The organism is Candidatus Dormiibacterota bacterium, from assembly GCA_035544955.1.
In the GTDB taxonomy this organism is placed as follows: Bacteria; Chloroflexota; Dormibacteria; order CF-121; family CF-121; genus CF-13.
This window is the reverse complement of the sequence record DASZZN010000030.1, coordinates 19911-40972: the sequence shown is the minus strand read 5'-3', so window position 1 is coordinate 40972 and position 21062 is coordinate 19911. Positions and strand designations below refer to the sequence as shown.

At 60.6% G+C, this 21062-nt stretch carries 17 protein-coding genes; 2 read left to right on the top strand and 15 right to left on the bottom strand.

Annotated features, from left to right (window positions below):
• Positions 1-21 precede the first annotated feature (21 nt).
• The 7 genes from VHK65_10830 to rfbC form a co-directional block, all read right to left on the bottom strand.
• Entirely contained in the window at positions 22-927 is a 906-nt protein-coding gene (locus VHK65_10830; GenBank protein HVS06644.1) for a hypothetical protein, read from the bottom strand.
• 317 nt (positions 928-1244) lie between these two features.
• Positions 1245-2516, bottom strand: a complete 1272-nt coding sequence (locus VHK65_10825) for a PASTA domain-containing protein (GenBank protein ID HVS06643.1) — start codon at positions 2514-2516, stop codon at positions 1245-1247.
• A 131-nt stretch (positions 2517-2647) separates the two neighbouring features.
• Entirely contained in the window at positions 2648-3460 is an 813-nt protein-coding gene (locus tag VHK65_10820) for a hypothetical protein (GenBank protein ID HVS06642.1), read from the bottom strand.
• 268 nt (positions 3461-3728) lie between these two features.
• Entirely contained in the window at positions 3729-4058 is a 330-nt protein-coding gene (locus VHK65_10815) for a hypothetical protein (protein HVS06641.1), read from the bottom strand.
• 235 nt (positions 4059-4293) lie between these two features.
• On the bottom strand, positions 4294-5124 hold the full coding sequence (rfbD, locus tag VHK65_10810; GenBank protein HVS06640.1) for a dTDP-4-dehydrorhamnose reductase: 831 nt from the start codon (positions 5122-5124) through the stop codon (positions 4294-4296).
• A gap of 2 nt (positions 5125-5126) precedes the next feature.
• The gene (gene rfbB / locus VHK65_10805) at positions 5127-6149 is read right to left on the bottom strand and encodes a dTDP-glucose 4,6-dehydratase (GenBank protein HVS06639.1); all 1023 of its coding nucleotides are present in this window, start codon (positions 6147-6149) and stop codon (positions 5127-5129) included.
• Entirely contained in the window at positions 6146-6754 is a 609-nt protein-coding gene (gene rfbC, locus VHK65_10800) for a dTDP-4-dehydrorhamnose 3,5-epimerase (GenBank protein ID HVS06638.1), read from the bottom strand. Before rfbC ends, rfbB begins: the two co-directional genes overlap by 4 nt.
• 208 nt (positions 6755-6962) lie before the next feature.
• On the opposite strand from rfbC, the gene VHK65_10795 reads away from it, so the two are divergent.
• Positions 6963-7337: an amino acid-binding protein gene (locus tag VHK65_10795; GenBank protein HVS06637.1), complete on the top strand. Its 375-nt coding sequence runs from the start codon at positions 6963-6965 to the stop codon at positions 7335-7337.
• Positions 7338-7583: 246 nt separating this feature from the next.
• On the opposite strand, the gene galT is transcribed toward VHK65_10795, so the two are convergent.
• The gene (galT, locus tag VHK65_10790) at positions 7584-8612 is read right to left on the bottom strand and encodes a galactose-1-phosphate uridylyltransferase (GenBank protein HVS06636.1); all 1029 of its coding nucleotides are present in this window, start codon (positions 8610-8612) and stop codon (positions 7584-7586) included.
• A gap of 213 nt (positions 8613-8825) precedes the next feature.
• Between galT and VHK65_10785 the strand changes: the two genes are divergently transcribed.
• A complete protein-coding gene (locus VHK65_10785) occupies positions 8826-11600 on the top strand; it encodes a S53 family peptidase (protein ID HVS06635.1) in 2775 nt (924 codons plus the stop codon).
• A 215-nt stretch (positions 11601-11815) separates the two neighbouring features.
• Here the strand turns inward: VHK65_10785 and VHK65_10780 are convergent, their stop codons facing one another.
• From VHK65_10780 to VHK65_10750, 7 genes are all read right to left on the bottom strand, one after another.
• Positions 11816-12508 (bottom strand): methyltransferase domain-containing protein, encoded by a 693-nt coding sequence (locus VHK65_10780; protein HVS06634.1) that lies wholly within the window; start codon positions 12506-12508, stop codon positions 11816-11818.
• A gap of 1278 nt (positions 12509-13786) precedes the next feature.
• Positions 13787-14713, bottom strand: coding sequence for a glycosyltransferase family 4 protein (locus tag VHK65_10775; protein HVS06633.1), 927 nt, complete (start codon positions 14711-14713; stop codon positions 13787-13789).
• A 395-nt stretch (positions 14714-15108) separates the two neighbouring features.
• A complete protein-coding gene (locus VHK65_10770) occupies positions 15109-15840 on the bottom strand; it encodes a class I SAM-dependent methyltransferase (protein HVS06632.1) in 732 nt (243 codons plus the stop codon).
• Positions 15841-16317: 477 nt separating this feature from the next.
• On the bottom strand, positions 16318-17478 hold the full coding sequence (locus tag VHK65_10765) for a glycosyltransferase family 1 protein (GenBank protein HVS06631.1): 1161 nt from the start codon (positions 17476-17478) through the stop codon (positions 16318-16320).
• A 69-nt stretch (positions 17479-17547) separates the two neighbouring features.
• On the bottom strand, positions 17548-18825 hold the full coding sequence (locus tag VHK65_10760) for a glycosyltransferase family 4 protein (GenBank protein HVS06630.1): 1278 nt from the start codon (positions 18823-18825) through the stop codon (positions 17548-17550).
• Positions 18826-18856: 31 nt separating this feature from the next.
• On the bottom strand, positions 18857-19633 hold the full coding sequence (locus VHK65_10755) for a class I SAM-dependent methyltransferase (protein ID HVS06629.1): 777 nt from the start codon (positions 19631-19633) through the stop codon (positions 18857-18859).
• A 15-nt stretch (positions 19634-19648) separates the two neighbouring features.
• Entirely contained in the window at positions 19649-21055 is a 1407-nt protein-coding gene (locus VHK65_10750) for an oligosaccharide flippase family protein (GenBank protein HVS06628.1), read from the bottom strand.
• Between the last annotated feature and the right edge of the window lie 7 nt (positions 21056-21062).

Below are 21062 nucleotides of genomic sequence, written 5' to 3'. Positions count from 1 at the left end.
AGCGGCGCGGAACGCGACCCATTAGGTTCCGCTGCTGACGTGGTAATCCCACTCGACTCGCAGACCGCGCCAGAACCATTCGCGACCGGGAATTGAAGTAAGTTCGCTTATTCGCTTCATGACCTTCTCGGGCACGCCTTTAATCGTTTCTACCGGTCCTTGGTAAGGATGGTTCCAGTGAAGCTTGTAGGCGCGCCCGGACACCACGTAGAACTGGCGGTAGAGACTCAGTTCAAACTTGTCTCTGGCCTGTTCCATCGCCTTTTCCAGTGCCGCATCCTTCGGTTTTGGCCCGAGAATGCCCGTCACCTCATCCAGAAGATTGATCGAAGGAGAGGAATCCCTCAAGGCCTCGAGCCCGGCCGTCAATTGATTCATTGAAGCGAGCCTATTATCGACGAACTTGATGTTGAGCTCGCTGAGCGCTTTAATCGTTTCGATCTCGAACTCAACCTTCGCCTTCTCTTCTTCTGATTCGTGGCTGCCACCGACTTCACCGACAGCTTTACCGGTTGCCTTGACCTTCTCGACCGGGTCAATGGCAACCTCCGTCAGCCGTTTCACCTTTTCCGCCAATTTCGTCACTTTCTCTGCACGGCTCAACTCTTTGAACGCCGTGAGTAACGCACCGGCAGCCGGAACCGCGACCAGCGCGACCTCGAAGAGTTCGAGCACGATCGCGTCGTCCTTGTTGAAATCTTTGTCCGAATAGTCATGGAAGAGCTTGAATCCATCGTCGGCCATGCGCGCGAGGAGACCTTCAACCCATGCCTCCTCGGTAAACCACTGCGTGACGTAGACCTGGGCCTCGAGATAGGACTCGTTCTTAGGCTTCTTGTATGTTGGCTCGCCTGCCTTCCGTTTGCCGAGACGTTCGATTTCCTCCCGCTTCGGGACATGGGGAGCCTTTTCGATAACTGCAGTCACGGCTTCATTGCCTGCCTCACGCTGAAGGTGCAGAATGTCCTGCCTGGTTGCTTTCCCATTCCGCAGCAACTCAACGTAAGCGCGGCTACCGTTATTCTGAGGCCCGGGGGTTTTCCGGGAAGGACGTCGTTCGAGCTTCCCCCTATCTTGTAGCTTCATCTTTGGGTTCTTTGCTAACTCATCACGATGACACTACGTCCCAGCAAAAGGGGTCGCTAAGAGGGCAGCAATTTGGGCAGCCGGGTTTGCCCGAACAGTCGAGGCGGCTTGGTAACCGCATAGCGCCCCGCCCGCACGCGAGGGAGGGAACTGTTTGGCTAGGGCGTCGGGGTCGGGCTGATCTGAAGCTGCAAGATGCCCGGGTTGATCGTCTGGAGGATGAGCAAGCAGGGATTGATAACCCTGCGGCCACTCGGGGCTGGACCCGTGGCCACCAACGCCGTTACCTCGGATCCTAGCGGCGCCACCCCGGCCGGGGGCGATGTCTTGAATACCGTGCCGTTCGGGTAGCTCGTATTAGGCACGAAGCTCCCCACGAACTTGAACCCAGCTTGCTCGATCGCCTGCTGGGCGGCGATCGCGCTCGTGCAGGTGACGTTCGGGATTTGCCCTGTCACGACCACGATGGGCGGGGCACCGACCGTCACGCTCGGGCTGACGGTTGGCGAGAACTTCAGGCTCCCTCCCGTGTTCGGCGTAACCGTGTCGGAGCTCTTGATCCCGACGAGCTTCATCAACGGATCCCGCTCAATGACCATGCCGGTGAGAAGGCCGAGCGCCAGTACGCCGACCAGCACGGGGACCAGCGGGAACTTCTTCCGAACCGGCCGCGGTATCGCCTCCTGCAGCAGGGTGGCGTCGGCGGATACCGGCGCCACACCGTCGGAACTCAGCTGGACCTTGAAGCCGTGCGGCTGCGGGGGTCCGTCATAGAAGGTTGCGCGCGGCCCGACCACGAGCTGGACGTTGACCGCCTCTCCCCTGCCAAGTGTCAGTGCCGGGCGGTCGAACTCGAAGGTGAGCAACTCGTCCGGATCTGAGGCGTCGAGCGTCACCTGGAGCGGCGCGTTCCCCTTGTTCTGAAGCAGAAGGCGATAGCTCGCCGACTCGCCACCGCGGGCGGTGTGCGGCGTGATCGAGAGCCCCGCTTCCTGGATGGCCGCAACATCGATCACACCTTCCTGCCGGCCCGAGATCTCCGGCGACGCCTTCGACTGCACCTTGATGGCGAACGGCTTGCGTCCGGCGGAGACGTCCGTGGATCGGGGTGGCCGGAACCGCACGATGGCGACTCCCTCTTTGTCAGGAAACAGCGAGAGCGTGCTCGGCTCGGCAACCGTCCAGGCGGCCGGCTCGCCCGTCACCTGGATCTGGTACTGGTCGACGATGTTGCTCTTGTTGCGGACCCGGACCTCGGCCGCCGCCTGGGATCCCGGAGCGACCGTGACGATGGTCGGCGAGACCGTGACCAGGACGCTGCCCGGCAGGGACTCCAGCTTCTTGCCCTCGTATCCCAGGAAGGTGCCGCAGTTCTGGCAGAACTCGGTTCCGTCCGCGTTGCGGTGCCCGCATTTCGCGCACTCGATCACCGCGACTCCCCTCCCCTTTTGGCGGCCGCACAAACTGGCCCCCGGTTTTCTTCCGGCCAAGTCTGGCCTCGAAACCCGGTTGAGTCAAGCCCCCACCCTGCCCTCCCCCGTGGGGTGGGGGAGGGAAAAAGCTATCGGCGTCGGGCGAAGATGACCGCGCCGCCAAGCACCGCCAGCAGGATCACAACGAGCAGCCCAAGCAGCAGATCGTGACCGACCTGAGGCAACCCCTGCGTCACCAGCTGCCAGGCTGGCGGCGGCGCAGAACTTGGCGGCGGCACAAAGGGCGTCGGCGTCGGCAAAATCGGAATCTGTCCGACTTCCACCACGATCTTTGCAGGGCTACCGCTGGGTACGTTTCTGACACTCCCATTGACGTAGGGGCCAGTCACCGTCAGAAAGCCAGTCAGCTTGACGTCGCAGCAGACTCCCGACAGGGTGTAGCGTCCCAGGGTGTCGGCGATGTCGCACACGCTGCTCCCAGTGCGGCTGTCATAGGTGGCGCACACGCCGACTCCCGGAACATACTCGCCGGAGCTGGTGAGCACAGGCCCACCGATGGAACCGCTGCCGCCGCCATGCGCCATTGGCGGGGCGACCTTCGGCCCGATCACTTTCAGGACGATGGGCTGATAGTAAGCTGGCGCCCGCACGTCGCCACTGCCGGTCGCAGATCCCTCCAGCCAGATGCTGTAGAGGTGGCCGATTGTCAGGTTCGAGAAGGTGCAGTGGCCGGCGCTATCGGTCGGCGTGGTCTCACCCGGGCCGCAACCCCGCGATCGAACGCCGGACAGGACCAGGGCTTCGGTCTCGTCGGTCGCCCTCAGCATTACGCCGACCACGGGCTCCCCTGTGCTCGTCACGACCGTCATTTCGATCGAGGTGTCCGGGGTGGCGGCCGCAGCCGACAGGCTGCCCGTCATGGCTTGAACTGCGATCAGCACGCCGGCTAGAGCCAGCCGCCTAGGCAATCCCATACATCTATATGCTGCGCTTGATTAGCTCGGTTATGCGATCGACGCTGGCTTCCCAGACGAAGATCTGGCGACCGTCAAGTGCCATCTATCTCCCGTATACGGAACTCCCTTCCCCTTCCTTGCGACCCCCGGGCCTTGTCGTGTGCAAACTTTCGGCCCAATGCCCGGTTGAACCTGTGTGCCGCTAAGCGAGGTCCAACGTGGGTTGATCGGCCAGACCGAAGCCGCCAAGATCTTAATGCTGACGACCAACGGCGAGATCGAGTGCGATTATCCGGCCAGTGACGACGAACATCGCGACATGGAGACCCACCGCCGCCGGCATTTCGCGGCGGTTGCCCTCCAGATCAAGACGACGTGGCGCCTTTGGACCCATCGGAAAAGTCAGGTCCTGCAGATTCCCTTCACCGTCCGGGTCGGCCGCCTCATCACGGACGCCCGCTTCTACTACTTCTTCGGCTTCTTCGACAGGAAGACGATGACCTTCCGGGATCCGGTTTTCCTCGTGCCCTCCAACGAGGTCCACAAGCACGCGATGCCGCGTATCGTCCGTGGCCGCTGGCACTTCACCTTCCAGGCGAGCCTGAAACCTGGCGCCCGCGATCGCTTCAGCCCTTACCGCGTTTCCATGGCGACTGTGGGCAAGCAGCTACTTGAAATCATCCGCGAGTTCGAACGTCGAGAGAGAGAGCTCGTTCATCTCGCACCGACCGTCTGGCCGGCCTCGCCGATGTGCTCTGGGTGCAGCCGAAGAGCCGCCGACGGATCAGCCGGAAGGCGGCGTAGCCGCACCAGCCGCGTCAGGCGAAGTGGCTGTCAAGGAAATCGCTTAGCGCGGCTTCCCACGTGCGCAATGGCGGCAAACCCGTCGCCTCCCAGCGCAGGCTCGTCAGCGCAGAGTTCGCTGGCCTGAGCGCCCGCCGGGCGGCCTGCGCACTGGTGATCGGACGCACCTCGACGGCTCCGCGCACGATCGCCTTCGCGAACTCGTAGCGACTGCAAGCGCCGGCGTTGGCGACGTGGAACAGCCCGCGGGCGGGCGTCCGGATCAGCCGGTTGATCGCCTCGGCGAGGTCACGCGTGGTGGTCGGACTCCCCACCTGGTCCGCAACCACGTCCAACGGCCTCCCCTCTTTCGCGCGCTCCAGGATCGCCTTCACGAAGTTCTTGCCGTGGACTCCGTATAACCAGGCGGTTCGCAGCACGCAGACCGATGCCGTCGATTCCAGCACCGACCGCTCCCCCTGGTACTTCGAGCGGCCGTACACGCTGAGTGGATTCGGCTGGTCGTCTTCCGTATACGCCCGGCCCTTCGTGCCGTCGAAGACGTAGTCCGTGCTGATGTGGATGAGACTGGCGTCGACGGCCGCCGCTGCGCCGGCGAGGTTAGCCGGGCCCCGGGCATTGACGGCGAAGGCCTCATCCTCGGCGATCTCGGCGCCGTCCACGTCGTTGAAAGCCGCGGCGTTGATGATCCAGTGAGGACGGATCTCCCTGACCACCGCCAGGACGGCCGCCTCGTTGCTGATGTCCAGCGCCCGATGGTCGCGAGCATCGACTTCCTCGTCGTCGAGCACTGCCTGGAGGTCGTGGCCGAGCTGCCCGCCGGCCCCGGTGATGAGAACCCGCATCCCTACTGGGGGATGGCGCGACTGGGCAGACCCCGGTAATTACGCTGGTAGAACTCCCAGAACTCCTTCGCCTTCCGGCGTTTCCACCACGATTCGTTGTCCCGGTACCAGTCCACCGTTCGTCGCAACCCTTCGCGAAACGGGACCGCGGCGTGCCATCCGAGTGGCCGGATCCGCGTGACATCGAGGGCGTAGCGGTAGTCGTGGCCCGGCCGGTCCTTCACGAAATGCTTCAACGACGCCGGCTTGGAACAGTACTCGAGCACGGCGTCGGCCACCGCCACGCCGGAGATTTCGGCGCCGGCACCGACGTTGTAGGCGCTGCCCGGCTCCCCATTCGCCAGAACGGCGGCGATGGCGCTCACGTGGTCGTCGACGTAGAGGTAGTCGCGGACGGCGGAGCCGTCTCCATAGATTGGGAGTGGCAGGTCCGCGAGCGCATTGGTGATGAAGAGGGGAATGATCTTTTCGGGAAATTGAAACGGTCCGTACGTATTCGAGCCTCGCGTGATCAGCGTGGGCAGGCCAAAGCTGGCATGGTACGCGTGCACCAGCATCTCGGCGCCCGCTTTCGTTGCCGAATACGGGCTTCGCGGGACAAGAGCGTCCCCCTCCCGGCTACGCCCGTCGCCGACGTGGCCGTACACCTCGTCGGTGCTGACCTGGAGGAAGCGCTGATGCCCATGTCGGCGCGCGGCTTCGAGGAGGACCAGCGTGCCACGGACATCCGTCTGCACGAATTCGCCCGCCTCTAGAAGCGAACGGTCCACATGCGACTCGGCGGCGAAGTTGACGATCGCGTCCGCCTCCTTGGCGAGTGGCTCGACCGCGATGCCGTCGCATATGTCGCCGTGAACAAACTGGAAGCGGGGATTCGCCTCAACCTCCGCGAGGTTTTCTCGGCTGCCGGCATATGTCAACTTGTCCAGCACCGTGATTCGAAGTTCTGGCTCGGCGCGCAATCGCTGCCGAACAAAGGCCGAACCGATGAAGCCGGCTCCCCCCGTGACGAGCAGGTGCTTCATTTCGCTCCTGAATTGTCCCTCCCCCGCTTGCGGGGGAGGGTCGGGGTGGGGGCGTAAGTGAAGGCCGGATTGCGCACGTACTCCTCGAGCGTCATGCCCTTGGCATCACGGCTGGACAACAGTGGGCGTTTCTCCGGCCACTCGATCCCGATCTGTGGATCGTTCCAGGCGATCACGCCTTCGGCGGCCCTGGCGTAATAACCGGTGCACTTGTACTCGACGTCGGCGAGGTCAGACAGGGCCAGGAAGCCGTGGCCGAACCCGACGGGAACAAAGAGTTGGCGCCAGTTCGTGTCGCTCAGCTCAACCGCATACCACGCGGCAAACGTCGGGGAGCCGACCCGTAAGTCAACCGCGACGTCCAGGATGGCACCCCTCGTGCAGCGCACCAGCTTGCCCATTGGAGCCGACATGTCCTGGTAATGGAGCCCGCGAAGAACCCCTTTCTTCGAGTGGGAGTGGTTGTCCTGGACGAACTCCTCGTCGATGCCCAGCTCCTTGTACCGGTGCCGGTTGTAGCTCTCCAGGAAGAAGCCACGGTCATCCCGATGGACCTCTGATTCGATCTCCACGAGACCGTGAAGCGCCGTAGGACGGACACTCATTCTGACTTCGAGAGCTTACGGAATCGCCCCCCTCTGGGTGTTGTTAGCTCAAAACGGTCGCCTAGGTTATCGCAATTTGGATTTGGCATGCTCACAGTAGGCGGCTCGCACCGGGTTGGTCGCCAAACGGGAGCAACCCGCGCGCGTAGCCTGAATTTCCCTCCCCCTTCGGGGGAGGGCAGGGTGGGGGCTTTACAATTGGCTCCCGATGGGCCGCGACCTGACGCTACGGCTAACCGCTGATCGCCCGGGCGAGCTTGCCAGGGTCGCCCAGACGCTGAGCAGCGCCGGCGTCAACATCGAGGGCATCGCCGAGATCGAGGGCGTCGTCCATATCCTGGCTCGCGATCCCAGCGCTGCCCGGTCGGCCCTGCGCGCCGGCGGCTACATCATGGACGGCGAGCTCGAGGTGCTGGTGGTGCCGATGACCGACCGGCCCGGCGAGCTATCGATGATCATGCAGCGCCTGGCCGACGCGTCCGTGAACCTGCGCTTCATCTACCTCGCCACCGATACCCGCGTGGTCATCGGGGTCGACGACATCACCCGAGCGCGCGCCGCGCTGGAGTCTTCGAAGAACTAGAAGTGGGTCCTACGGCGCCGCCAGGGCAGGCCGAGGCATGCAACGCCGAGCAGCGTCTTGTTTGCACGAAAGGGCAGGACTCCGCCAGGCGAGCCCTTGGTGAGAGCGCGCCTTGCACGCGTCCGCGAACCGACGCGTGCGAGGTCCCAGCAAAGCCCGAATTCGATGTCGGTTCGGTCCAGAGCGCCGTAGGCACAAAAAAACCGGCGCCACGGCTGGCACCGGCTGCCGGAAATCGCCCGTCCGTTAAACCACCCTTCGCAACTCCGCTGCCTTCTCCTCCGGCAAGCCGTCACTCACAAAGGTTCCAGCGCCGGCTTCTCCGCCGGCGAAATATTTCAATCGGTCTCGCGCTCGAAGGAGAGGATAGAACTCCACGTGAAGGTGCGCCTCTGGATGCGCCCCTCCATCCGTCGGCCGTTGGTGCATCGCCATCATGTATGGCATGGGTACCTCGAAGAGGCGATCGTATCCTCGCGTCACCCGTTGAAGGGCTTTGCCGAAGGCCAACCGCCTCGGCTGCGAGAGGTCAGCGACCGCTCCCGCGTGTTTGATCGGGACAACATGCGCCTCGTACGGCCAGCGCGCGTAGCTCGGGACGTAAGCGGCGAAACCGTCGCCTGCGAAGAGGATTCGTTCCTTCGCCTTCCGCTCGTCTCGTAGAAGCGCGCAATGGAGGCACTCACCGTGACGTCGAGAATGCAGTCGGGCACTACGCAGCTCGGCCTCAGCCACCGGAGGAATGAATGGGTAGCCGTAGATCTGTCCATGGGGGTGGTGCAGCGTTACGCCGACTGCTTCGCCACGATTTTCGAAGATGTAAACGTATCGGACGTCGCGCCTGGAGCCGAGCTGCTCGTACCGATCGGCCCAGACATTCACCAGCGCCAACAGCTGCTGATCTGAGAGCGAACTGAACGACGCGTCGTGCTGATCGGTGTACACGACGACCTCGCAGGCACCCTCGCCTGTCGGCATGGCGGGAAACCGGTTTTCGAAGACGGCCAGCTCGAAACCGCTGGCTGGAATCTCGGAGAACCGCGTTTCCGAAGACGGGCACAGTGGACACGCCGAGGGCTCCGGCAGGAACGTCCGGCTCTGACGTGAGTCGGCTACCAATACCCACTCCGCCCGGAGCGGGTTCCAGCGTCGTTCATAGGAGCCGTTCGGACGGTCAGAAGACCGGTAGCCGGGAGGTGCGGCCGAGTGCTGACCGTACAGGTACACCGTCCGACCATCCTGATGGCGGATCTCGGTGCGGACTAGCTTCGGCATCGGGCCACCAGACAGGATGCCTCATTCCGGGTTCTAGGGATCTTCCGCAACCAGAACCATATATATGATGCGACCAGCCTAATTGACTTCTGCCGGCGCGGACCCGAAACTACTCAGAGTTACCGGCAGGGAAGGGTGCCCGCTCTCCCCCTCGGGGGAGGGGGCTGGGAGACGGTGAGGGATTTGATTCGATCTCGGCTTTTTGGCGCAGTGATGGCCGTTTCGCTGCTGGGCTTCACCGCGGCACCCGTCCAGGCCGCCACCCCAACGACCTCCCCCATCTCAAAGCCCGATCGCGCTCCGGGGCTTGATCGCTCGGTTCGCCTTGGCCCCGCCGACCCAACCCGGAAGCTGACAATCGGGGTCAGCCTGGCGCTTCGCAACCAGGCCGCCCTCCAGAGCTTTATCGCCGGGGTCAGCGACCGGAAGTCGCCCAACTACGGCCACTATCTGAGCCCCGACCAGTTCGCCGCCGCCTATGGGCCGACTCAGGCGCAGGTCCAGCAAGTCGTCGACTACCTGCATTCACACGGACTGGCCGTGACCGCAACTAGCAGCAATCGAACGCTGGTTGATGCCACGGGTTCGTTGGCCACCGTTCAGGCCGCCTTTGGCGTGACGATCTCGAACTGGCACGACGGCGCGCAGAACCGCGACTTCTACGGCAATGACACCCAACCAGTGCTGCCCACGACCTTGGCGTCCTACGTCGTTGGAATTGCCGGGCTCAACAACCACTATCCGCTGCAACGGCTGGGGCCGGCACCGCGGGCGCCGCCTGGCGGCGGACCGGCTGGCGGATACACGCCGAACGACCTGAAGAAGGCGTACGACGTCACCCCACTCGCCTCGGCCGGCTACAACGGCAGCGGTCAACCACTGGGTCTCTTCGAGCTCGACGGCTTCCGGCAGAGCAACATCACGACCTACGACACCGACTACGGACTCGGCAGTCCTGCCCCTTCAGTGGTCAGGGTCGATGGCGGCTCCGGCCCGCTCGGCAACGGCGAGGTCGAGGTCGAGCTCGACATCGAGGTGATGCATGCCTTAGCGCCGGCGGCGCCGATCACCGTTTGGGAAGGCCCGAACAGCGACCCGGGGGTCAACGACACCTATAACGCGATGGTGACCAGCAACACGACGAAGTCCAACTCGACCAGCTGGGGCATCTGCGAGCAGCAAACGACCCATTCCGAGATGAGCACGCTCGACAATATCTTTCAACAAGCTGCGGCGCAGGGCCAAAGCTTCTTTGCCGCCTCCGGAGACTATGGCGCCTATGACTGCGGGGGCAGTTTCCTCTCGGTCGATAGCCCCGCGAACGATCCGTACGTGACCGGGACCGGTGGCACGACCCTCACGCTCAACGCCGACGGAACCTACAAGACGGAATCAGCCTGGTCGAACCCGAACTACTCTCCGCCCCTTGGCAGCGGCGGCGGCTTGTCGACCTACTTCGCCAGGCCGAGCTGGCAAACCGGCCCAGGCGTTTCCAATAGCTACAGCAACGGCAAGCGCCAGGTGCCCGACATATCCTCCGACGCCGATTCCAACACCGGCTACTCCGTTTACGTTACCTACGGCGGCACCGGCTGGACGGTTGTCGGCGGCACGAGCGCCGCTGCCCCATCCTGGGCCGCCTTCACCGCTGTCTATAACCAGTACGCGGCAGCCAACGCGAAACCAAACCTCGGCTACGCCAACCCGACGCTGTACAGCACAGGCTCGAACGCCCAGCCCTACGCGCCATACCACGACGTCACGACCGGCGACAACCTTTATTACGCGGCGACGGCCACCTGGGACTATGCAACCGGCTGGGGTACATACGATGCCAATAATCTGGCGCGGGATCTTGCAGGTCCAGCTTGGAGCGCCACCTACGGCGTCGCCAACACGCCAACCGGTTGGGCGGCGTACCAGACGCAGACCTATAGCATCACGGTCACCAACACGGGCACCCAGACCTGGCCGGCCACCGGTACCAATCTGGTCCACCTCGGGGTGCACTTCGCCAGCAGCGGTGGTGGTTATGGGGTCAACGGGACAGGCACCAACAACGGTTGGTCCACCGATCAGCGTTTCGCGCTGCCGGCCAATCTGGCGGCCGGCGGGAGCCTGCCCTTAACCATCTCTGTGACGGCTCCCAACATCGCCGGCAACCTGGTGCTCGAATACCAGATGGTCAAGGAGTATCAGTTCTGGTTCGACCAGTTCGCCGATGTCAGCGTCACCGCCGCCTGGTCCGCCACCTACAGTGTCGCCAACACGCCGGCCAGTTGGGCACCTTACCAGACGCAGACCTACAACGTCACTGTCACCAACACCGGAACCCAGACCTGGCCCGCCACCGGCACGAACCTCGTGCATCTCGGCGTGCACTTTACGAACCCCGGTGGGGGCTATGGCGTGAGCGGCACCGGGACCGGCACCGGTGGCTGGTCCACCGATCAACGCTTCACTCTGCCCGCCGATTTGGCCCCGCGAGCGAACGTCACGCTCACTATCTCGGTGACGGCCCCCAGCATGACGGGCAACGTGACCCTCGAGTACCAGATGGTGAAGGAGTACCAGTTCTGGTTCGGCCAGTTTGCCGATGTCAAGGTGACCCCTTCCTGGGCAGTCGGCTATAGCGTGAGCAACACGCCCACCAGGTGGGCGCCTAATCAGACCCAGACCTACAGCGTCACCGTGACGAACACCGGCACCGAGACCTGGCCGTCCACCGGTACCAACCTGGTCCGCCTGGGCGTCCATTTCGCCAATTCTGGTGGCGGGTACGGGGTCAGCGGCACTGACAGCACTTGGTACACGAATCAGCGGTTCACTCTTCCCGCCGATGTAGGCCCAGGCGCTAGCGTTAGCTTGAGCATCGCGGTGACCGGCCCCAGCAACCCGACCGGAAACCTCGTGCTCGAGTATCAGATGGTGAAGGAGTATCAGTTCTGGTTTAGTCAATTCGCGGACGTCAAAGTCAGCGTGACTTAGCCATTCTGCTGGGGGGGCCGCAGCGGTGGTTGCCGCAAGAGACGCCGTTTAGTCGCTTGTCAATGACCATCCCTACGGCAACCTAGCCATCAATGGAAGATGTCCAACAAGGGCTGGCCGGGACCGACAAGCCCGGTGGCATCAGGTACAGACGGCGGCGGCCCAGCCCGTCTCTTCCACTGGCTAGGGGAACCCCGCAGCACGAGGGCGGTCGTCTAGCCCGAATGACTCCAACCTGCGAGGGCCATTATCGACTTGTTTAGCCCCATGAATTTTTCCATTACGATTCTTGCTTCAGGGAAAAGGGCTATCATCTCTTGTTTGTTGAGCAGACGGGTTTCGCTCACTAGACGCCGCGCATCGTCTCGGTCTTGAATCCGCTCGTACTGCCCCAGCCTAAAGTGAGAAAGTAGCCAGATCTTCTGCTCGAAGGCTAGGAATTGAAAGAATGGAAACTGAAAGTGGACTTCTAAGGGGAAATAGCGGTTAGGGGTCTGAACAAAGTATCTCCTTCCTACACGCCGCACCTCACTTGCCATGCGGGACTGATCTTCGTATGTGCCGACATGCTCTATAACGGCGTTGGAAAAGACGACATCAAACTCTTTCTCCCGAAACGGGAGGTCCCGCGCGTCCCCTTTCACGCTTTCAAAGTTTGATCTTCCCACAGGAGTTTCCTGCACATTGATGAGAGTGATCGTAATTCCCGGTTCAGCTGGGAAGTCCATGTTTCGCCAGAAGCTTTCGGTGCCACCGACATCGAGGATCCTCAATGGCCGAGGCACGGAGTTCAGGAGCGCCCGAAACATCTCGAAACGCTTCCTTCGCATTCGGTTCGCAAGCGACTCATAAACCCGGTCGTCGGTCAGCCTACGTTGCAGTTTTGGTGCCATGCGTTCTTCTCCCAAGTGGATATCCAACGACCTTGAAAAATGAGGACCACGAGGATGTCTTGAAACCAGGCGTTTCCCGGCTGACCATGCCAGTCGCTACCTTGAGCAGCGAGTCATGTCGACATCTCAGTTCTGGAATTAGGTGGCACCGATAGCAGGCCTTATGGTCGGGAGGAGGCTGTTCTCGAGGCGTCACGCGCCTGGTAAAGGACATCAATAAGGTCAGGCAGGGTGCTTTCTATAGAAAAGTTGTGGACTACGACGGCCCTCCCGTTGAGGCCCATATGGCGCCGCAAGCCTTCATCATCAATGAGGGTCCGCATTGATTCTTTCCACTCTGCGGTATCCGATGCCAAAAATCCGGTTTGACCGTCCCGAACCACTTCACAAGCGGCTCCAACCGGGGACGCGATCACGGGCGTCCCTACTGCCATGTACTGGACAGCCTTAAATGCGCATTTTCCTCTGCTCCATTCGCTGTCATCGATTGGCATCAATCCTATATCGAAACTTTGAAGGTCCGACAATTCGGTGTTCAGCCTCCATGGCCTGACCTCCAAGTTCGGCAGATCCATCTTTAGGGAGGGATCACCTATGAACGTGAATCGAACTCTTGCCTTGCTTCGGCTCGCTACGTCGATTAGCGCTCCCTCGATCCCCTTGAGATAAACACTAGTGGAGGGACTGCCAATCCAGCCGATGGTGACGCCGGAATTGCCGTCGCGAGAGCTCCGGAGAGTGTAGCGGTCGGTATCGATGGCTGTCGGAATTACGTGGACGCGCTGGTTATGCCGCCTAGCGTATTGTGCCAAGATTTCATTGCCTGCTATAACCGCCGAACTAGAACTAAGGACTCGGGCTAGGTTGCGGCCGTACTTAAGGCGATATAGAAGACGGCGCCGCGCCCCGGTCGCGTAAGGATAAGGGGCATAAAGCGCGTCGTCAAAGCTAAATATGGATGCCCGCGAGTACCGAGTAATAAAGGCCTCCAGCAAGGGTGGGCCGAACGGGAATGCCTCTCTATGCAGTAGGGTGACGTCTGCATTTCGAATATGCGGCAGGCGCGCGAGACGACGAAAAGTACACCACCCGAATCGGGCAAGCTTCGAGAACGGATGGCCAGTCTGGTGTATGCGGGCGTACAGACCCGGGTCGGTAAACGGATGCACCTCGACGTCAAACCCGAGTCTCCTTAGATGTGGCAGGTATTCGAAGATGCGGTATCTGCAACTCGCGTCTTCGATCGGGTGGTTCGTAATACAGAGAACTCTCACCACAAACCGCCCAAATCACTCAAGCCCTGGATTGTGCCACCTTTTGCGCAGCGACATACGCGGCCTCTATCTTGTCGACCATGTTTCCTAGTGACAGCCTGCCACTCAGTGCTTTCCGTCCATTCTCGATCAGTCGATTGGCCAAATCGCTGTCGGTCAGGCAGCTGACTATGTGCCGCGACAGCGCTCGATAGTCGCCAGGGGCGCACAATAGGCCGGTTACGTCATGCTCGATCATTTCCGGGATTCCGCCGGCTGTTGAGCACACGGGGGGCGTTCCGGCGGCTAACGCCTCCAGCGGCGCAATACCGCACGCTTCAATCTCGGAAGGGAGAACGAGCACCTTCGCTCGCGTATAGAGCAGCGCCAGGTCAGTCGCCGATATCGGACCCAAGATTGTTGCAGGGGATTTGCTCAACAGTCGGCGGGCTAGGAACAGAGTGTGCGGACGCTCGTAGCCAGCAATGAGGACATGTACCGCAGGGCAATGGCGGCGTACCAGCGGCAAGGCGCGCCATAGCGTGACAAGACCTTTACGAAAGTAATTGCTTCCAGCAAAAAGGACAATCGCCTGGCGGCTTGCGTGATCTGTCTTGGTGTTGAACCGGGTAACGTCTATGCCCATGCCCACATTCAGAACGTGGGCGTGATCGAGCCGCGCGCTAACGTAGTCGCTGTGCGTGATCAGGAGGTCAGCCCGGCGGATTAGCCGGCCATAACGTTCCCGCAAATGGATGCCATTCAGCCATCTGAGCGGCAAGTCTGGTGCCGGATATAGAAAAGACCTAGTCCAGTAATAGTCGTGCACGTCGATGATAAGTGGCTTCTTGAGTCGAGAGAGGAGCGCCGGATCGCCCCAATGGATATCGAGAAGGTGCACCACATCCCAGGACCCCTCAAAGGCTTCGCGGTAACCAACTAACTTGATGTCGTGTTTCTTTCCCATCGCGGCCACGACAACGTCACGATAGGTTCCGGGACCCGTGTAGGTCTCGCCTTCCCTAGCCAAAACTGCTACGCGCACGTATCGCTATGCCTCAAGGTTTCGATCGCAGCGGGAAGCTATGCCCGTGCCGTTAACGGCTTCAGCCCGGTCGGCGCCGTCCCGACGCCCGGTTTCCCGGCCACGACGGTCCCGGTCACGAACAACGCCGGAGTCGAGGTGGTGGCCCATATCACAAACGGCGTCGGGGCGCTGACTAGGTGGATGCGGTGACGGCGCCCTAATGGTGATCCCGGCCAGCCAGACGGGGACGGTGCGCATCCCGGCGAACTCAACCTTTACGCCAACCTACGGCTCCGGGGCGCCGACCTGGAAATGGTACGGCGAGTGACGGTGGGTTAGGGGTCATGGAGAAGTTTCTGAGCGACAAAGTAGTAGCTGGCATAAGCCCCACGATGATCGTGTTCTCGCCGTTCCCCCGCAATCGAAACGTCGAACTTGGCGAGATGGGTACGTACCCGGTCTGGGTGCAAGCTGTAGACGTCGGTTCGCCGCGCTTGATACCGGAGCGTTCGATAGAGGGCCATAAGCGGGCGTGGGAGTGCAGCGCCGACTCGACCGCGGAACCTAACCGGGAAACCGTAGAACTGAAAGGCCAAGAGCCCACCCGGCCGGACGACCCGTGCGAATTCGGCCAGATACCGCAGCTGCTCGCCTGGCGGAATGTGCTGAAGGACGAGCCACGAAAACACGAGATCGAAGTACTCGTTGGGAAAGGGAAGGGTCAGGTCATTGACTCGGAAGGCGATGCGGCCCGGACGGTCGTTATGCGCGATGGCAAGCCGAATCAGATCCGTGCTCGCATCCACGCCTTCAACGTGAGCAAAGGTTTCGGCGAGTGCGCGACTGAGGCGGCCGACGCCACATCCGAAGTCCAGCGCGCGCTCAGGGCGCAGCGGCAAGCCTAAGTCGTGAATGAACTTCAGGAAACGCGCGACATCATCTCGGCCAGTCGCCATGAAGTCTTCCCACTTCCAGGCATCCTGCTTGCCGTCCCAGCTCAGGATCGCCCACAGCGGATCGGTCTTCGCCCAGCGATCCCAAATCTCCGTTCCAGTTGGCTTTGCCACTACCTTCCCCGGCCATCAAGTCTGCAACGGGCCCGCGCTGATCTCGACGTCGCGCTCTGATTGAGATGGATGTGATGACGCGTCAATGGAATCGCCAGCGATGGGCTTTTACCAGCACGCCCTTGCTGGGGACTACGTCTGACCGGGACTACGCCAGCCGTCCCTGGCTGTTCTGCGAGTTCTGTGGTCGCAACACCTGAGGCAAGCACAAGGTGGGCGGTCGCGTCCATGTCTACTGCAATGGCGAATGCATTTGACTGCGCTGTAGAACGCTCTGGTCGGTTAACCCTGCTCAGGAATGGGCGTACGCCCGCTTCTATTCCGGCGATGCGATCCGGCAGCGCCTGCTCCCCCGCTGGCTTCGCTTCTACAATCCCCGCAGACCCCACACCCCTGTTGGGTGGCCAGGTTCTTGTCAACAATGCTGGTCGAAACTACACCCTAGGCGGAGCGCTAACTGTTGCCAGCCGAGCGATCCTACTGCCCATGGCGTCGCCCACGGCCCGCAACTGTCGCCTCCTCGTAAACGGCCAGAGTCTGTTCGGCAGTCTTGCGCCAGGTAAAGGACCGGGCCCGCTGCAGCCCTAATCCTCTTAGGTCTTCACGTCTTTTCGGATCGGTCCCTAAGAGCACTAAAGCTCGGCAAATGTCATAAGGATCAAGTGGGTCCACGAGCATAGCTGCTTCCCCCGCGACCTCTGGCAATGCTCCCGCATTAGAGGTGACCACCGGTGTACCGGATGTCATGGCCTCGAGTACCGGGAGGCCAAACCCCTCCTCAAGCGATGGGTAGACGAGAGCGTCGGCCTGACGCATGAAACAAGCCAGTACGCTGTCGTCGACGAACCCAACAAGCTCCACTTCTCCGGTGGTTTGAGCACGCCTGAGCTCTCGCAGCGTTGGGTCGGCTAGCCAGCCAATACGGCCCGTAACGATTAGGCGTTGCCAAATAAGGCCTCGACGGCGAGCAGTTAGGAACGCCGTCAACAGCCGCGATAAGTTCTTGCGGGGTTCGATGGTGCTTACAAATAGGAAGAAGGGCGTCTCTAGCTTGTACTTGCGGCTGATCGTCATGTCCTCACTCGTCGCATCCGGCGCAAATATGGGATCCGGAGCCAAATGGATAGCTCGGATTCTCTTCGTATCAACCCCCACTTCGCAGTGCAGGGAGTTCGCCGTGTATTCAGAATCGGCAATCACCAGAGGATCCAGCTGAAGGGCTTTGTTTAGGGCAGTCCGATGGAACCAACGGTCCTTGCGAGAATAGTTCTCTGGGCTACTTATGAAGGTGACGTCATGCACAGTGATCACAAGTGCCGCTTGCCGGCTCGCGACGTAGGACACGTTTGTTAAGTGAAGGACGTCTACAGAGCCTAGAAGTGATTCTATGTAGGGCCAACTCGCTGCGAGCCACAGTGCCGAATGGAGACGATCCTCCCAAGGAAGCCACCGCGACTCGAAGTTCGGTGCATTAGGAAAACTAAATTGGCGCATTCCGTGTCGTGAGCGAGTCAGGATCAGTGAGTATGTGTTCGCCTTATCTACTTCAGCTAGCGCCCTCAGTAAATTGCTGGTGTACCGTGCCGTGCCGGTACGCTCCTTCCACGCCGCAAGTCGTGCATCGATGGCCAGTCGCACGACGGCTAACCCGGGCCCTTCCGGACGGCCCGAATAGTATTGGCGGTCAGGACGTCTCGCCGATAGTGTTCAGTGTGCCGCCAAGGAAATGGCAGCAAACTCCGCTTGCCGAACCCGCTGGCGTTGCAGATATGACTCGAATGACGAAACCTGAGCTTGAATCGTGTGGTCCTGCCTAATCTGTTGACTGGCACGTTCCCCAATCGCTGCCGCTGCGGTGGGATGAGTCAACAGCCAGCTGAGTTTTTGCGAAAGATCCGTGGCATCGCCGGCTCGGCATGTAACTGCATTGTGGCCATCACGCAAAATTTCCGCCGCGCCCCCGCGGAGAGTTGCAACAATGGGTATTCCGGTCGCCATAGCTTCCAAAAGAGTTAGAGCAAACGGCTCATTCCATTCCGAAGGGAAAGCGAAGACATCGTGCTGCGCATAGGCCTCCGAGAGCGCAGACCTCGGCAACTGGCCTGACAATTCCACAGCTCCGTTGAGCCCAAGTTGGCTGGTAAGCTCCTGCAGCGCTCTCTCATAGGCTTCGTCTTGTAAGGCTCCTACTAAGGTAAGCCTAGCTTGGGCCAGTCCAGGAAGGGCACGTAGCTTCTGCAATGCCCGCACAAGGGTCGTCACGCCTTTGTACGCAGCGATCCGTCCTACATAGATAATCCTAAACGGCTCTCCGGCAGTACGCGCCACAATGTGCTGGGCTCTGAATGGGAATAGCTCATCCGAAATGCCGTTATGAAGTACCGGGGTTCTCCCAACATTTACCCCCCTCTGGGAGTATTCGCCTTGAAGGCTTCGGCTGATGAAGATGGTACGGTCCGCAAGGAAACCACTCCAGGGGGCGCAGACAAGACGAAGTCCTGTGTCGTAAAGCCATTTGGCAAGCGACATCTCCTTGGGCCTAACTGGACGGAATATCGGCCTCATTGCTGGTTCCAGCCAAGTGTCGTGGAGGTAGTAAACGACTGAAGCGGACCGTTCGGCAACCGTTAGCCAATGTCGCCCAAGGAATCCCCCGTTCCAAACAACAACGAAGGTAGGGCCCTCACGGGCGATAACCTCTCGCACAATTCGAGCGTTGTGCCATTCGGTGAAGAGGTTGTCGAGTAGGACAAAGACGTTTCGCCTCTTCTTCGACAACCGGAAGTTCGACTTTACTCGCAGCATCCTTAGGGCCGTATCTCCGCCGAGTCCTCCTTCCGGTACCCTGAACGTGCTCGACAGAACAGTCACCTTATGTCCGCGCTGTGTAAGAAGCTGGGCGAAATCGAAGCAGACCTCTTCATAGCCGCCAAGCCGTATCGGAGGGTATACGTTCGTGACGAACAACAACTTGAACGCGGTCACATTCCGGGAGGCTTTGGCATGGGGGACCGGGTCAATCACGGGACTGCCTCGTGTGAACCGCAAGCCGCGTTTCCGCGACTCGATAGATTGGAATCGCCTCGCCGAACACTTCGAGGGCTCGCGGTACGTCCGGAATAGCGGCCGAGCAGTCGTCCCAGATGATTGTGCCTCGCGACGACAGCATCTCCAGCGCCTTTAGAGTGTCGTTCTTTACGTATTCATATGTGTGCACCGCGTCCACGAAAACGAGATCGATTCGCCCACGATATGGAGAGAAGTCGAATGTGGCGCTATCCCCATGGAGTTGAGTTACCTGCCGTTGGTACGGCGTATCCCTGAAGCGCTCACCTATCCGCTTCCTCTGCGCCTCCCTAGACAGAGACTCTGTACCTGGTAACCAGAACCGTCTATCCTCAGGCGGCAAATCGAGCGTGAACAAACAGGCATCAGGGCCGGCATGTTGTGCCATCAATAACGTGCTGGCACCGGTGAAGGTTCCAAACTCAAAGACGGTCCTTGGCCGGAGATATGCAGCGACAACGGCCAGTACGTACGCCTCTCCGTAGGGAAGCGCCCACTGCTCAAACCGATGACCCAACTGTGCAGTCTGCCCATCGATTCCAGGGAATATGTCGGAAAGCAGGCGCTCGGGCAAGTGAGTGACTTTGTTCCCGCTTGATATTGGGTAGGCTTCAATATGCTCAAGAACGCTCCGAACGAAGGCCTTTGTCTGAACCAGGGTCGTCCCGCGCATCGGCACGTACTGAAAGGCAGCCCGTGTCGCCCGCATGATGAGGGATAGCGCCATTCCTAAGGCATAGCCCTATAGCCGGCCAAGGCTGCTCGTTCGAAGAGACTTAATGGCTGCAAACGCAACGAATCGTTTCCCCCACAGGTTAATGCCAAAGCCAAGAATGGCTGCGACGGCCCCGAGGACAACCAAAGATGCAACGTCGTTCACAAGCAACGGAGCCAGAAGATGCAGCATGATTGCGATAACCCCAGCACCTGAGACCGGCAGTAGCGTTGCTCCGACAATGTCAATCTCTCCGAGGCGGCGTACTGCGAGAACGATTGCAGCCAAAGCCAAAACCGTCCCAAGAGCGTACGCCGCTGCCAGTGCAGCGAAGCCTACACCGAGACTAGCAAATACCAATGCGAATAGCCAAGTCGCGGCCATCCAGCCTACAGATATTCGAAGTCCCGTGGAGGCTCTGCCCATAGAGTAGAGCGCTGGCATTAGTACACCAGTTCCTACTCCGAGCGCCATATTCAGAAAGAGCAAGTAGGCGGATGGTAGAGCTGGAAGCCACTTGGACCCGTAGACAAGCTCGATGACCTGAGGTGCAAGCCCCACCATAACGGCAAATAGGGGGAAGGAAAGAAGACATGTCCATCGAAGTGTGGACTCCAGCATCGATGCAAACGCCCGAGCATCATTTTGCAAGCGGGCTAGAGCAGGGTAGCTCACGCGAGCAACGAGGCCGGTCAATAACAAGGGCACGAAGGCATATTGCTCGGCCCAAGTTAAGTAACCGACGGCAACGCTGCCGTAAAGTAAGCCTCCAAGCGCCGGGATGATAGTGTCCTTGGCAAAGTGCGTAGCTGATTGCCCCTGATAAGTGAGGCCAAAGCGGACGCTCTCCTGTATTGGGCGCCACTCGAAGCGTAGTGCTGGGCGCCAGCCCGTCCTAGCGTACAGAACGGCTGTCCCTACCCCCGACGAGACAATTACGGCAGCGACCAGGCTCCACACGCCGAAACCAGCCAAGGCCAGGAGCACAGCGACCACCCAGAAGGTCAGATGTCGTGACAAGTCGGACACTGCGATCGGGCCGTAAGCTAACCGTCGCTCCGCAATCACGACAGGAACGGTACGCAGGGAGGTTAGAAACAGCGCTATGGAGAGGGCCCGAACCACCCAAACGGCGTTAGGGACTTTGTAAACAAGCACGAATACCGGAGCCACCAAGAACAAAATGGAGCTTAGCCCCAAAATGAAAGCCAACTGGCAGGTAAAGACGGCCTCGAGCTCGTGCCGGCCCAAGTCTCCTGGCTTGCGAATCAGTGCAGCTCCTAGTCCAAGCTCACTGAATACCGCAAAGAGATTGATTGCGAAGTAGGCAATCGCGAAGATTCCAAAGGTGGAAGGCGCAAGGACCCTAGCCAACACGATGCTTCCTACGAGTTGCAACAACTTAACGATGATTTCGCGACCGGCGAGGCGCACGATGCCA

Bases quoted from the DNA above. Each gene is read 5' to 3' on its own strand.
- rfbB (HVS06639.1), bottom strand. From the start codon at position 6,149: ATGAAGCACCTGCTCGTCACGGGGGGAGCCGGCTTCATCGGTTCGGCC.
- rfbD (HVS06640.1), bottom strand. From the start codon at position 5,124: ATGCGGGTTCTCATCACCGGGGCCGGCGGGCAGCTCGGCCACGACCTC.
- VHK65_10755 (HVS06629.1), bottom strand. From the start codon at position 19,633: ATGGCGCTATCCCTCATCATGCGGGCGACACGGGCTGCCTTTCAGTAC.
- VHK65_10775 (HVS06633.1), bottom strand. From the start codon at position 14,713: ATGGGAAAGAAACACGACATCAAGTTAGTTGGTTACCGCGAAGCCTTT.
- galT (HVS06636.1), bottom strand. From the start codon at position 8,612: ATGCCGAAGCTAGTCCGCACCGAGATCCGCCATCAGGATGGTCGGACG.
- VHK65_10785 (HVS06635.1), top strand. From the start codon at position 8,826: ATGGCCGTTTCGCTGCTGGGCTTCACCGCGGCACCCGTCCAGGCCGCC.
- rfbC (HVS06638.1), bottom strand. From the start codon at position 6,754: ATGAGTGTCCGTCCTACGGCGCTTCACGGTCTCGTGGAGATCGAATCA.
- VHK65_10795 (HVS06637.1), top strand. From the start codon at position 6,963: ATGGGCCGCGACCTGACGCTACGGCTAACCGCTGATCGCCCGGGCGAG.